This is a genomic window from Nocardioides sp. YIM 152588 (assembly GCF_040191335.1).
In the GTDB taxonomy this organism is placed as follows: Bacteria; Actinomycetota; Actinomycetes; order Propionibacteriales; family Nocardioidaceae; genus Nocardioides.
In genome coordinates this window covers 16,954-30,510 of sequence record NZ_JBEGDJ010000046.1, presented here as the reverse complement: position 1 = coordinate 30,510, position 13,557 = coordinate 16,954, and the positions used below count along the sequence as shown (strand labels likewise).

The 13,557-nt window shown below is 71.0% G+C and carries 11 protein-coding genes; 6 read left to right on the top strand and 5 right to left on the bottom strand.

All coding sequences use genetic code 11. The annotated features are described in order from the left end of the window. The coding region (locus ABLM29_RS17665) for a PQQ-dependent sugar dehydrogenase (protein ID WP_349715719.1) at positions 1 to 2,190 on the bottom strand (2,190 nt) is incomplete at its 3' end. Between the two features lie 185 nt (positions 2,191 to 2,375). Here ABLM29_RS17665 and ABLM29_RS17660 point away from each other — a divergent pair. Genes ABLM29_RS17660 through ABLM29_RS17640 form a run of 5 tightly spaced genes read left to right on the top strand, consistent with a single transcriptional unit; the run spans position 2,376 to position 8,567 of the window. Continuing rightward, positions 2,376 to 3,476, top strand: coding sequence for a hypothetical protein (locus ABLM29_RS17660; protein WP_349715718.1), 1,101 nt, complete (start codon positions 2,376 to 2,378; stop codon positions 3,474 to 3,476). Further along, the gene (locus ABLM29_RS17655) at positions 3,473 to 4,987 is read left to right on the top strand and encodes an oligosaccharide flippase family protein (protein WP_349715716.1); all 1,515 of its coding nucleotides are present in this window, start codon (positions 3,473 to 3,475) and stop codon (positions 4,985 to 4,987) included. The genes ABLM29_RS17660 and ABLM29_RS17655 overlap by 4 nt, the downstream gene beginning before the upstream one ends. Continuing rightward, positions 4,984 to 5,880 carry a glycosyltransferase gene (locus ABLM29_RS17650; protein WP_349715714.1) on the top strand — a complete coding sequence of 299 codons (897 nt, stop codon included), beginning with the start codon at positions 4,984 to 4,986 and terminating at the stop codon, positions 5,878 to 5,880. Before ABLM29_RS17655 ends, ABLM29_RS17650 begins: the two co-directional genes overlap by 4 nt. Before the next feature lie 22 nt (positions 5,881 to 5,902). Next, the gene (locus ABLM29_RS17645; RefSeq protein ID WP_349715712.1) at positions 5,903 to 7,714 is read left to right on the top strand and encodes a WecB/TagA/CpsF family glycosyltransferase; all 1,812 of its coding nucleotides are present in this window, start codon (positions 5,903 to 5,905) and stop codon (positions 7,712 to 7,714) included. Further along, positions 7,701 to 8,567: a glycosyltransferase gene (locus tag ABLM29_RS17640; protein ID WP_349715710.1), complete on the top strand. Its 867-nt coding sequence runs from the start codon at positions 7,701 to 7,703 to the stop codon at positions 8,565 to 8,567. Before ABLM29_RS17645 ends, ABLM29_RS17640 begins: the two co-directional genes overlap by 14 nt. 79 nt (positions 8,568 to 8,646) lie before the next feature. Here the strand turns inward: ABLM29_RS17640 and ABLM29_RS17635 are convergent, their stop codons facing one another. The 4 genes from ABLM29_RS17635 to ABLM29_RS17620 form a co-directional block, all read right to left on the bottom strand. Next, positions 8,647 to 10,002, bottom strand: a complete 1,356-nt coding sequence (locus ABLM29_RS17635) for a hypothetical protein (RefSeq protein ID WP_349715708.1) — start codon at positions 10,000 to 10,002, stop codon at positions 8,647 to 8,649. 101 nt (positions 10,003 to 10,103) lie between these two features. Continuing rightward, positions 10,104 to 10,670 (bottom strand): dTDP-4-dehydrorhamnose 3,5-epimerase, encoded by a 567-nt coding sequence (gene rfbC, locus ABLM29_RS17630; protein ID WP_349715706.1) that lies wholly within the window; start codon positions 10,668 to 10,670, stop codon positions 10,104 to 10,106. 79 nt (positions 10,671 to 10,749) lie between these two features. Continuing rightward, entirely contained in the window at positions 10,750 to 11,685 is a 936-nt protein-coding gene (locus tag ABLM29_RS17625) for an NAD(P)-dependent oxidoreductase (protein WP_349715704.1), read from the bottom strand. A 7-nt stretch (positions 11,686 to 11,692) separates the two neighbouring features. Then, the gene (locus tag ABLM29_RS17620; RefSeq protein WP_349715701.1) at positions 11,693 to 13,156 is read right to left on the bottom strand and encodes a DUF4389 domain-containing protein; all 1,464 of its coding nucleotides are present in this window, start codon (positions 13,154 to 13,156) and stop codon (positions 11,693 to 11,695) included. 194 nt (positions 13,157 to 13,350) lie between these two features. Here ABLM29_RS17620 and ABLM29_RS17615 point away from each other — a divergent pair, with 194 nt between their 5' ends. Beyond that, positions 13,351 to 13,545: a hypothetical protein gene (locus ABLM29_RS17615; RefSeq protein ID WP_349715699.1), complete on the top strand. Its 195-nt coding sequence runs from the start codon at positions 13,351 to 13,353 to the stop codon at positions 13,543 to 13,545. The last annotated feature ends 12 nt before the right edge of the window (positions 13,546 to 13,557 follow it).

Below are 13,557 nucleotides of genomic sequence, written 5' to 3'. Positions count from 1 at the left end.
CACCGAGGCACCAGACCCCGCATCGAACGAGTACCCCGCCACCAGCCCGTCGGGCGCCGGCGCCGCAGCCAGCGTGGTCGCGCTCGCGACGTTCGAGTAGTCACCCACGTTGCCCATCACGTCCGCTGCGCGGACCCGGTACCGGTAGGTCGTCGACGCCTGGAGACCCGCGTCGGTCATCCCCGTGCCCGCGGACGTCACGGGGACCTGCACGAAGTCGGTGCAGCCGGTGCCCTCGCAGCGCTCCACCTGGTAGCCCGCAACGGCATTGTCATCCGTCGACGCCTGCCAGGCGAGGACGATGCTGCTGGAACTGGCCGCTTCCGCGGTGAGGGCCGTCGGCGCCGTCGGCGGCACGGTGTCGGAGACCACCGGGAGGTTGATGCTGCTCGAGGCGGAGAGGCCGCTGCTGTCCGTCGCGGTCAGGATGACCTCGTAGGAGTATGTCCCGATCGCGCCGTGATTCTCCGCGACGAAGCTGCCGCCGTCGCCCGCGACGGTGACGAACTGGTGGACGTGCTCGTTATGGTGCAGCAGCACCGTCCAACTGAGCCCGCTCGGGGGGACATCCCCTTCCTCGGCGTCGGTCGCCCCGCCCAGGAACGTGACGGTCTGACCGGGTTCGACCGGCGTCCCGTCCGCCGGTTGGGAGATCGTCGGGACGGGTGGCGTGCTGTTGACCGTCACCGATGCCGTAGCGGACCCCGAGATGCCCTCGCTGTCGGTGACGGTGAGGATCGCGGTGTAGGCCTGGACGGACGTGCCGGTGTAGGTGTGGGTCGGGTTGGCCTCGGTCGAGCCGGTGCCGTCCCCGAAGCCCCAGTCGTAGGTGAGCGCGCCGCCTGCCGGGCTCGTCGTCCCCGCGCTCGAGAACGAGACCGCGAGCGGCGCCGGACCGTACGCCGGCGTCGCGGAGGCCACCACCGTGGGGCCGGTGGAGCGGATGCGCCGGATCTCGCCGGTGGCGAACGACAGGTAGTAGAGGAGTCCGTCCGGGCCGACGCTCAACGCGACCGGCGAGTCGACCTCGGTCGCGAAGGTCTCGATGCCCGTCGGGTTGTCGTCGCCGTCGAACGTGACCCGCTTGATGAAGCTGCCGGTGTAGTCGGCGTAGAACCAGTTGCCGCGGTACTCCTGCGGATACGCCGTACCGTCGTAGAAGGGCCCGCCGATCACCGCGGACGCACCGGTCGAGTGGGCGTACGCGTCGTAGGGCATGGTGACAGAGCTCTGTGCGAGGTTCGCGCAGACCGACGTGGTCTGGTAGGTCGTGTTGACCTCGTTCCCCTCCCAACAGGGCCAGCCGTGGTTCGAGCCCTCGGTCCCTCGGTTGACCTCCTCCCAGGTGTTCCAGCCGACGTCACCGAACCAGATGTCGCCCGTGCCCGGCTGCACGTCGAAGCCGAACGCGTTGCGCACGCCGTAGAGCCACACCTTGGACCGCACGCTGTCAGTGCCGTCGTAGAAGGGGTTGTCGGAGGGCGCGGTGCCGTCCGTGTTGATCCTCAGGATCTTGCCGTTCGCACTGTCGAGGTCCTGCGCACGAAGCGGCAGCGGGTCGGTCGCGCCACCGTCGGCTCCATCCCCCATGCCGACGAGCAGGGTGCCGTCGTCGAGGAAATGCAGGCCTCCGACGGAGTGGCTGCCGGCATCGGCGGCCAAGCAGTCCGCGCCCGCCGGTTGTGCGCTGCAGGGTGCGGCGCCGACGCTGCCCATGATCACCGTCTCCCCGGGCAGCGCCACATCCGGATCGGACGGGTCCACGGTGACGCGGGTGACCCGGGCGGTCTTCGCCCCGGAGTCGTTCGGGTCCCCGGCAGCCTCGTAGGTGTAGCTGAGGTACACGAAGCCGTTGGACTCGAAGTCGGGGTCGAGGGCCAGGCCCCACAGGCCCCGGTCATCGAACGTGTTGACGTGGTCGCTGAGGTCGACGAACGGCGTGGACAGGAGGGCACCGTCCTCGACGACGCGCACGACGCCGTTCTTCTGCCACACGAACATCCGGCCGTCGGGGGCGAACGTGAGTCCGACGAGGGTGTACGGCGGCAGGGTGGCGACAGTCTCGGAGGCGAAACCGGGATCGGTGAAGGTCTCAGCCGTCGCTGCCGGCGGGGCGACGGCTGTGGCGCCGAGCACCGCCAGGGTGGCGATCAGCGTGGCGAACGCCAGCAGAACTCTCCGTACACGCATGATCCCTCGGCCCCGATCTGTCCTGACACACACCAGGTGCAGCCCTCGAACGAGACGTTACGCACCGAAGCGGTCGTCCCCACCACCAATTAGGGGGAACCAGGCTGGCCCCAGTCGTGAGGTACGGGTGATCCCACGGGACCTCGAACGTCGGAGGGTCACCCAATTTAGGGAGTCCCCACGAGATGCTCTGGTCGATCCTGAAGCCCGACCTAGTTTGCTCAGTGACGCATCGGCGAGAGCACCAGGCACCAAAGGAGCATCCGATGACATTCACCCCCGTCGCACCGCAGGGTCTCCTGGGGCTGAGGGTCGGCGACCTCGTCGAGGTTCGCTCGGCGACCGAGATCCGGGCGACGCTCGATGAACGCGGCGAGCTGGACGGCCTGCCCTTCATGCCCGAGATGCTGGCCTTCTGCGGTCGAAGGATGACCGTCCACAAGGTCGCGCACAAGGCGTGCGACACGATCTCCGGCTCGGGGATGCGTCGCATGCGGGACGCGGTTCACCTGAGCGGCGCACGATGCGACGGCTCGGCCCACGGCGGCTGCGAGACGGCCTGCTCGATCTACTGGAAGGAACAGTGGCTCAGGCGGGTCGATCCCGACACCGCTCCACCCCCAAATCCCGAGCCGGACGGCCGCGTGCTCCTTCCCCTCCTGGAGGTGAATGCGCGTCGGGCCCCCGGTGCCGATGGCAGCGTCCGCTACTCGTGCCAGGGGACCGAGATGCTGCGCGCCACCCCCGAGCACCTCCCCGCGCGCGACCTGCGCCAGTACAGCCGCGACGTCGCCACGGGCAACGCCGGGCCCCGCGCGGTCGTGACCGCGTTTCTCGTCTCCCTCTTCAACCTCTACCAGCAGCTGGCCAAGCGGGTGCTGCCCGCGGCGCTGTGGTTCCGCGGCGGGTTGCAGTGGCGGTTCCTCGCCGGCAAGGTCACCAGCGGCCGTACGCCGACCGCGCACCTCGACCTGCAGCCCGGCGAGCTGGTCCGCATCAAGTCCCGCGAGGAGATCCTCGCGACACTGGACCAGAACCTTCTCAACCGAGGCATGGGGTTCGACGTCGAGATGTCGCGGTTCTGCGGCCGGATCGCGCGGGTGAAGGCACGGGCCAACCAGTGCATCGACGAGCGGACGGGCGAGATGCTCACGATGAAGAACCCGTGCATCATCCTCGAGGACATCGTGTGCGAGGGTGCTTTCAACGCCAACTGCCCTCGCGAGTTCGTCTGCTGGTGGCGTGAGATCTGGTTGGAGCGGGTGCCCGGGGACTCCCGGTCGTGACCTTCCAGGCCGAGACGACCTCGGACGCCGAGGGCTCCACGACGGCCGACAGCGCCGGGTCCGTCGGCCGGAGCGCAGGGCGCGGGCTCCGCTGGGCCCTCCTCGGTGCGGTGCTGCTCAAGATGGGGTCGTTCGCACTGAGCCTGGCCATGGTCCGGCTCCTCGCCCCCCACGACTTCGGGCTCTACGCCGTCGCGCTCGCCGCCAACGCCTTCCTGATCCACGTCAACGACATGGGGATCATCGCCGGCGTGGTCCAGTGGCGCGGCGAGCCGGCGAGGATGCTGCCCACGGCACGGACGATGGCGATCGTCTTCAGCCTGAGCTGGTACGCACTCTTCTGGTTCGGCGCGCCGGTCGTCGCTGGTATCGCGGGGAGCCCCGAAGCCATTCCCCTGATGCGCCTGCTGGCGCTGATCATCGTGGTGGACGGCGTGACTGCCGTCTCGGTCGGCCTGATCCAGCGACGGTTCCAGCAGGACAAGCTGACGAAGGCCATCGCCGTCGGGTTCTCGTTCAGCGCGTGCATCACGCTGACCCTGGCCGCGAACGGGGCAGGGGCGTACAGTTTCGTCCTGGGAAGCCTGGCTCAGAGCCTGGTGGTGGCGGCGCTGGTGCTGCGCATCGCGCGGGTGCCGTTCCGGTTGGGGCTGGACCGACAGGTCGCCCGCCGGTTGATCGTGTTCGGCGCGCCCCTCGCACTCGGCCTGGGCATCGAGTCCGTGCTCCTCTACTCCGACTCCATGATCGTCGGCAACGTGCTCGGGACGTACACGTTGGGCTTCTACCTGCTGGCGTTCAACATCGCGAGCTGGGTTCCCGGGCTGGTGAGCACGGCCGTCCGCTACGTCTCCATCCCAGCCTTCTCACGGCTGGCCGAGCACGAGATGGACACGGTGGCCGGCGGGGCCCAACGAACCATCCCGCTGCTGATCGGCTTCGTCATGCCGATCGCCGCGGGGATGGTGGCCCTGGCGCCCTCGATGATCCATGTCCTGTACGGCGAGAGGTGGCTGCCATCAGCCGAGGCCCTTCGCTTCCTCGCGTTCGTGATGGTGGCCCGGATGCTCACCGCGCTGGTGTTCGACATCCAGACCGGACTCGGCAACACCCCGGCCACCACCGTGCTGAACCTGGTGTGGCTGGTCGTCCTGGTGCCGGCGCTGTGGGTCGGCGCCAACCTCTGGGGCATGCGGGGAGCGGCCATGAGCAACGCCGTCGTCGCGCTCCTCGTGGCGATCCCCCTGGCCTTCGCGATGCTGCACCGCGCGGGGGTCGACATGCGCCCGGTCCTGCGGCGCTCCGTCCGGCCGGTCCTGTCCGGGATCGCCGCGGGGCTGACGATGGCGCTGGTCGCCTCCCGCCTCGACCTACCGGCGGCCGACCTGCTCGTCGCCGGCTCGCTGGGCGTGCTTGTGTACCTGGGCCTTGCCGTACCCGCGGGCGCGCGTGCGGTCGCGCGCGACTGGGTCGCGGTCCGGCTGGCGAACCGGCGGCAGGTGAAGGCATGAGCCGGCGGGTCTCGGTCGCGCTTCCCGTCTACAACGGCGGGGTCGCCATCGCGGACACCATCCGCTCCGTGCTCGCGCAGACCCACACCGACATCGAGCTCGTCATCAGCGACAACGCGTCGACCGACGACACCGAGGAGATCTGTCGCGATCTCGCCGGCCAGGACAGCCGGATCGTGTACCGACGCCACCGCGACAACATCGGTCTGCTCAACAACTTCCGCAGCGCGGCGGAGGCCACGTCAGGTTCGTTCGTGCGCTGGATCGGCGACGACGACGTGCTCGACCCGCGGTACGTGGAACTGAGCCTGACGGCCTTCGCCGAGGATCCTCGCCGCGTTCTCGTCACCACGCAGGTCACGTACGTGGACCAGGACGGCCGCGAGATCCTCGACGCCAGCTACGACCCGTCACCGCTGAGGTCGCCGGATCCCGTCGAACGGTTCGCCGCGATGCTCAGGCTACTGACCAGCGGATTCGCGGTGGTCGATCCCCTGTACGGCCTGATGCGCCGGGAGGCCGCCGTGGTCGACCGCAGGAACATCCTCCTCGAGGACGAGATCTTCGCCGCCCGCCTCGCGCTCGCCGGCTCCTGGGCGCATGTCGCCTCGCCCTTGGCCCGGCGCCGCCGCGACACACGCCGCACCGGTTCCGTGGCGGCCGTCCTGGGTGTTCCCCGCTGGCAGGGCTACTGCCGACACATCATCCAGTGCCGCGAGCTGGCTGTCTGGATCGATCGCTCGGACCTCGAGCCCCACCAACGCACACGCGCACGCGCCGAAGTGGCACGTCTGTACGGACGCCGGAAGACGAGCGCCGTCATGCGGGCCCGTGGCCGGATCGCGCGTGCGATCGAGACGTCGATGCCCGTTTCGGAAGCATCGGCGAGATAATCCTCGCGCCGGGAGTGTGTCAATGATTGCCGCATCCAACCCCCACGAGGTCCGGGAGCCGATCCCGGGCCAGCCCGATGACCAGACCGACGAGTGGACCCGAACCGTGTCGCTCGGTGGATGCCAAGTGGCGCTCACCTCCGAGGCGGAGGCCCTCGACACGATCCTCGACACCGCCCTCCACCCCAGATCCGCGGCGCTGGGAGTGCTGTCGGCCAACCTCGACCACATCCACCACTTCGGCACCGGGGGCCGATGGCATGGGGTCCTGGAGCACGCCGAGGCGAGCGGGGCCGTCCGTTGGCTCACCCTCCTCGACGGCGCCCCCCTCGTCCAACGGGCGAACGCACTCACGGGTAGGCGTTGGTCGAGACTGGCTGGAAGCGACCTCATCCACCCGATCCTCGGGGCCGCCGCCCGGACCGGCCTGCGCGTCGGCTTCCTGGGCGGTTCCCAGGAGACGCACGGCCTGCTGAGCAGGGCTCTCAGCGCCCGCTATCCCCGGCTGGTCGTCGCGGGGTCCTGGGCGCCCGAACGGAGCATCATCGACGATCCGGCAGCATCCGCCGATCTCGCGGACACCATCCGAGAAGCGGGCGTCGACATCTTGGTCCTCTGCCTGGGCAAACCCCGACAGGAACTGTGGATCGCCGCCCACGGCGCGCGCGTCGGCGCCCCGGTCCAGCTGGCGTTCGGCGCCGTCGTCGACTTCCTGGCCGGCCGCATCCCGCGGGCGCCGGCCTGGATGTCCGACCACGGACTCGAGTGGTCCTACCGCCTGGCCCGTGAACCGCAGCGGCTCTCGCGCCGCTACCTCGTCCAAGGGCCTCCCGCGCTCCATCGCCTGCACCGCGAGAGCGCGGACGTGACCGACCCGAGCCGCCTGACCGGTGACGGGGAGCAGCCCGGCGCGCGGGAGTCCCGGGCAGACCTCGCGGCGGTGGTCGTCACCTACAACAGCGCGCGAGTCGTCGGCGAGCTCCTCGAGGACCTGAGGCGCCGATCCGAGGGCCTCCGGATGCGGGTCGTCGCTGTCGACAACGGTTCGACCGACGGCACGCTCGAGCTGCTCGAACGACAGGGGGACGTGCGCGTGGTGCGTGCCGGCGGCAACGTGGGCTACGCCGCCGGGATCAACCTCGGCACGAAGGCCGCGGGTGACTGCCGAGCCTTCCTCGTCCTCAACCCCGACATCCGCCTCGCGCCGGGCGCGCTCGGCGCGATGTGGCGTCGGTTGTGGCAACCCGGCGTCGGCGCCGTGGTCCCGCACTACGACGGCGGCGACACCGACGATTGCCCGGCGCTCAGGCGCGAACCGTCCGTCCTGCGCACCTTGGGCGATGCGGTCCTGGGCGGTCACCTGCCCGGACGGCCCGCCTGGCTCACCGAGGTGGACTACGACGACGCGTCCTATCGCCATCCGCACTCGGTCGACTGGGCGACCGGTGCCTGCCTGATGGTGCGCAGCGGCGCGGCGGCCCGGGCAGGGCTGTGGGACGAGCGCTTCTTCCTGTACAGCGAGGAAGTCGACTTCATGCGCCGGCTCCGGACTACCGGACACGCGATCTGGTACGAGCCCGGCGCTGTCGTCCGGCACGAGCAGGGCGCGTCCGGTTCCTCGTCGCAACTGGTGGCGCTGTCCGCCGTCAACCGAGTCCGGTACGCCGAGAAGTGGCACGGATGGGCCAATGCGCAGGCGACCCGCGCCGCGGCCGCGATCGGGGCGTTCCTGCGGCTCAACCGCCCGGAGCAGCGCGTCGTGCTCCGTGCGCTGCTCTCCGCCCGGGCCAGGCGGGAGCTTCCGCAGGCCGAGGTGTCCGATGCCGAGCGCTGAGGGAAAGCTCGGAGCCGTCATCGTACCCGCCCACAACGAGGAGGCGGTGATCGCGCGCACCCTCGCACCACTCTCCGCGCTCGCCACGTCCGGACGCATCGAGCTGGTCGTCGCGGCCAACGGGTGCACGGACGCGACCGTGCAGCGGGCGCGCTCTGTGCCGGGCACCACCGTCCTCGACCTCCCGACGCCGTCGAAGACAGCAGCCCTCAACGCGGCCGACGCCCACGCGACGACGTGGCCGCGGATCTACCTCGACGCCGACATCGAGATCACGGCGGCTGCCGTGGAGGCGGTGCTGACGGCCCTGTCGACCGGGCCGGCCCTGGCCGCCCGGCCGCCGTACCGCTTCGACGTCCGCGGCGCCAGCCGTCTCGTGCGCTCGTTCTACCGCGCCCGCGAGCGACTCCCCGAGTGTGAGCAGCACCTGTGGGGGGCTGGTGTGTACGCACTGAGCAGGTCCGGGCACGACCGGTTCGGCGCCTTCCCCGCACTCGTTGCCGACGACCTCTTCGTGGACGCGCAGTTCGCGCCGCACGAGGTGGAGATCGTGCCGTGCCCTCCGGTGCTCGTCCGCACCCCTCGCGACGTCGCCAGCCTGCTGGCCGTCCTGCGACGCACTTACGCCGGCAACGCCGAGCACGTGTCGGACGCATCGGCCACCGGCGGCACCGCCGCCGAGGCCACGACGGCGCGCACCGCCCGTCAGCTCGTCGTCTCCGCGCTCCAGCCCGTCGCGGACTCGGCGGTCTACGCCGGGATGGTGACCGCCTCGAGGATCTCCTCGGCACGACGTAACGGCGGCTCCTGGGAGCGTGACGACAGCAGCCGGGAGAGGGACCTCGAACCGTAGCCGAACGGCCCACTCGACGAGGCCGGGCGGCCGGGCGCTTCGCGCTGGGCGCTGGGCGCCGGGCGCCGGGCGCCGGGCGCTAGTCGGTCAACCCGCAGGTGTGGCCCCCGTCCAGCTTCAGGATCCTGATCGACTGCCGGGAGGTCAGGTCCAGCGGAAGGGTGCGCCGATCGACGACACGGATGCTGCCGGCGCGACCGTCGACGGCCCGGACAGGCTTCCCGCACCGGAAGGTGATCGTGCCCGACACGGACCCGTTCGCCTTCCGTCCCACGAGCAGGACGAATCGCCCCCGATGCAGCTTGACGGAGACGTCCAGCTTGCCGGTGACCTTGACGAGCCCATCGACGAAGGGAGCGTTCAGCAGCCGGGCACGGCGGCTGATCCGGTTGTTCAGCTTCGTCACGGCGGGGCGCACATGGTTCCCGCAGGTCTCACGGAGCACGTGCTGGCTGAGGCAGTCACCGCCGAAGTTGTGGTTGAAGTACGCGACGCCCCTCGCGCCGTGGATGATCCCGCTCCACACTGCGTCCCGGATCTGCCCCGGGGTGATGCTGACCGCGCCCGAGCCGTCGAACGGGGTGCCGACCTCCACGAACACCCAGATCGGGATCCTCCCGCGCGGCCGCACCAGGGACCTCATGCGCTGCACGGTCTTGCCGTAGTTGAAGCCCACCCGGCACCGCTGTTCGGGAACCTCACCGTCGATCCCGAGGAACCAGCCGGCCTCGGAGGAACCGCAGATGTTCGGATCCGTGAACCAGTAGAGGTCCGAGGAAGCCGCGTGCGTGCCGGTGTTCACGAACCGCCGGGCCTGCGCCCTGGTCTGCCACATCATCACGCCCTTGCCGAACTGCCCGTACACCCACGTCGAGTCGGGGACACGACTCAGCTCCTGGTCGACGATGGTGTAGCCGCAGGCACCGTCCGCCGGGATGCACACCTGCCCGTCCTCCGGCCAGCTGCCGGTCCACGGGTCGTCGCCGGGACCGGCCCACATGTCGACCTCGTCCGGCAGGAGGAACGGAGCACCGGGAGACATGCGCACGTTGGAGGCCACGACGCGCATTCCCGCCTCGGTGGCCAGGTCGGTCCGGGAGTCGGCGGTTAGCTCGAGGTAGGTGTTGAGCCCCGCGGCCTCGTCCTTGCGGACGTCGCTCGGGGTGATCACGCTCTCGAACCACACCGCGATCGGGTAGAAGGCGCCTTTCGCGATCGGCGGCCGTCCCGTGAACGGGCCCTGCCCGGCACCGTCGACCGGTCGCAGCGAGACGGACGCCGCCTTGGCCGCACCACCGCGGTCACCCTCGGGCACGCCGACCTGCGCGTAGGCATCATCCGGGGGTCGCCGCGCGGAGGCCGATGGCCACCCGAGCGCCGGAATCAGGAGCGCGAGCGTCAGCAGCATGCCAACCGTCGTGGTTCCTCGGGCCATCACGTTCTCCTCGTCAGGACTCTGCAGCAGACTCGCTGGGACCAAGCCCATTCGCAAGGTGCGATCTCGAATCCCGCCATGGTGCTGGCCCCTCGCGACCGCTACGGGCGGAGGCGCACGACGTCGGTCAGCCGGTCGGTCAACGCACTCAGCGGCGGCGCCTCACGGTCCGCCGCGGACATCAGCGTGACGTCCAGTGGCCACGGAATGGCCAACTGCGGGTCGTCGTGGGCGATGGTCATGTTGTACGTCGGGTCGTGCGGGCGATCGATCCGGTAGGAGATGTCCGCCGGCTCGGTGAGCGCCTGGAACCCGTGGGCGCAGCCCGGCGGGATGAAGATCGACCTCTGCCCCTCCCCATCGAGCTCGAAGCTCAACCAGCTCAGGTACGCCGGCGAGCCAGGTCGCAGATCGACCACCACGTCGAAGATCCGGCCCGCCGAGCAGCGGACCAGCTTCCCCTCCCCCTCCCCGGTCCGCACGTGCAGGGCGCGGATCACCCCGCGGTGCGATCGGGACAGGCTGTCCTGGACGAAGGACGCCGGGTCGATCCCTGCCTCCTTCGCGACGTCGACGTCGAAGGTGCGGCTGAAGAAGCCGCGGTCGTCGGGATGCGGGGTCGGGGTGAACAGGACCACGCCCGGGATGCTGGTCGTCTCGAAGTCCATCGCCACTCCTGTCGGTCGCCGACGCACCACGCACCAGCATCCGTCGCCGCGCACCCCGGACCGACGTCTCGGGCGAGCGCTACCCCGACTTGGGTAGGTCGCCGTCGCCGGACCGCAGCTCCTCGAAGGAGGCCGTGTACGCGGCGGCCATGTCCTCCTCGCCGAGGCCGGCGGCGACGGCCCGCTCCAGCCGGGCGCCCGCCGCCTCGACGCCGTCGAGGCGGACGCCCTGGGCCGCAGCCGCCGCGACGATCAGCCGCGCGTCCTTGGCCGCGGTCGCCACCGCGAAGCTGGCGGGCATGGTGCGCCCGTCGACCAGGAGCGCCGCCTTCATCCGAAGGTAGGGGAGGTCCAGCCCGCCGCCGGCGACGAGGTCGAAGAACTGCTGCGGGTCGACCCCCAGCGCCCGGGCCAGCGCGACCAGCTCCCCGGCGGCGTTGTTCGCCGCCAGCACCCAGCTGTTGACCACCAGCTTCAGGCGCGTGGACGTGCCCGCGCCGCCGTCGTCGCCGGTCCACACGACGCGCGCGGCGACGGCGTCGAGCACCGGCGCCAGGCGCGGCCGCTGGGCCGTCGGGCCCGCCGCGATCACCAGCAGCTGGCCGGCCTCCGCCGGCTCCCGCGTGCCCGACACCGGGGCGTCGTAGAGCGCCAGCCCGTGCTCGGCGGCGAAAGCCGCCAGCGGGCCGATCTCGGCCACGCCGACGGTGGTGGACTGCATCCACAGCTGCCCCGGCCGCAGCCCCGGTGCCGCACGCCGCATCGCGGCCAGCACCGAGGCTCCGTCGTACAGCATCGTCAGGACGACGTCGGCGCCGTCGACCGCCTCCGTCGGGGAGGCGGCGACGACGGCGCCGTCGGCGGCCAGCGGCTCGGCCTTGGCCGGGCTGCGGTTCCAGACCCGGACGGGCAGCCCCGAGCGGACCAGGTTGCGGGCCATCGCGGCGCCCATGATGCCGGTGCCGAGCACCGCGACGGTCGGCCTGCGACTCTCCTCGCTCAGCGGGCTGTCCACCCGCCCATCATGCTCTCCGCGGGTAGAGCGCGACCACCACCAGCACGATCCCGGCGCCGACCAGCAGCACCGCGGTGCCGAGCATGCCGCCCGCGACCCAGCCGAGCACGGGCACCTCGGCGCCGACGCTGACGTCGGCGGCCACACCCTGCTGCCCGTCGGCGCGCATCAGCACGATCGTCCAGTCGCCGTTCTCCGGGGTCCAGGTCAGCTCCCGCTCGCCGGTGCCGGTGCTGGTGGCCGCCCAGAAGTCCTGCTGGCCGGGGTCCGCCACCGGGGCCGAGCCGTCGGCGTGCCGGTAGGTCGGGTCACCCACGGATCCCGTGAAGTCGGTGACGGTGTCGTGGGCGACGCCGGTCAGGTAGGCGTTGACCTCGTCGGTCGGCCCGACGCCGACGAAGAGCGGCGACGCCCCGTCCGGATCGGCCGTGATCCGCATGTCCCCGAGCACGTTCTCGAGCAGCGCGTCCGGGCCGTCGTAGGTCATCTCCATGCTCTCCGAGACCAGGGCGTAGCTCTGCGTCGACAGGTGCTCGTCACCCGAGGCCAGGAAGCCGTCGGAGTCGCGCAGCCCGACCTGGGCGACGCCCAGCCCGAGCCCGGCCATGCCGAGGCCGGTGCCGACCAGCAGCAGCATCGAGCCGAGCACCAGCGCGACCACGCGCCCGGCACCCCAGGCCCCCGGCCTCCGCTCCTGCGGCGGTGCCGGCGGAGCGGGCGCGGTCGCGACGGCGCCGCCGCCGGCCGCCATGCCGCCCGGTGGGCTCCCCGTCTCGTCGGACGCCTCGGACGTCAGCGCCAGGTCGGGGTCGTCACCGCCGGTGTCCAGCCGGAACGGCGGGTACTCGTCCGTCATCAGCGCGACGTAGGCCGCCACCCGCAGCACCCAGCGGTTCAGCCCGAGCACCAGGTCGAAGATCGGCCTCGGGTAGCGACCGGTGAAGAGCAGCGCGACGGCGGCGAAGAGGACCAGCAGGCCGATCAGCCCGGGGCCCGCGTAGCCCCACTCGTCGGCGCTGCTGGCGGCGTACCAGCCGCCGCCGAGGAAGAACCCGACGATCAGGTAGTGCGGGATCGCCAGCAGCCACCACTTCACCAGCACCAGCCCGCGGGAGAGCTCCCCGGGCGGGTCGACGTTGAGCCGCGCCGGGTAGTCGGGCACGTCGTCCAGCGTGAACGGCGGGTACCGGTCGGTGCCCAGCGCGCTGTAGGCGTAGAACGCGACGCGCCAGCTCCAGCGGAGCACGCCGACGTTGTAGTCGAAGATCGAGCGCGGGTAGCGCCCGGTGAACAGGACCGCGAAGAACGCGACGGCGGTCGTCACCGCGAACGCGATCCACAGGAAGAACAACACGACGTAGTGGGGGATGACGAGCAGCCACTTGACCAGCCACAGCCATCGGCTCTGGCCCTCGTCGAGGTGGCCCTCGAGATGTACGGGTCCCCCGGCCCGTTGCGTTGAGGTGATCATCACGCCTCCTTGGGCACGATTCCTCCGGATTCGCTCCTTCCGCCTTCCAGTCAATCCCCGAAGGTCCGCGAGCGGATCGGGCGAAGGTCCCCACCGGGGCGACCTCGGTCCCTGACGGTGGGCGCCCGGAGCCGCGACGCTGGGGGCGGGAGCGAGTGCGGGAGCGGAGCCGACCACGACGGAAGGAGCGGGCGATGGGTTCTGACTACAGGGGTGCCGGTGCCAACAACGCCACCGGCGGTGCCCTCTACGGCCTCGGCATCTTCGGTGCCTGGGTCTACTTCTGGATGGCCGCCGACGGGTTCTGGGAGCACGCCTACGCGATCTTCCAAGGCCTGTTCTGGCCGGCCTACATGGTGTACGACCTTTTCTCGACGCTGCACGGCTGACGCGGGCCGCGC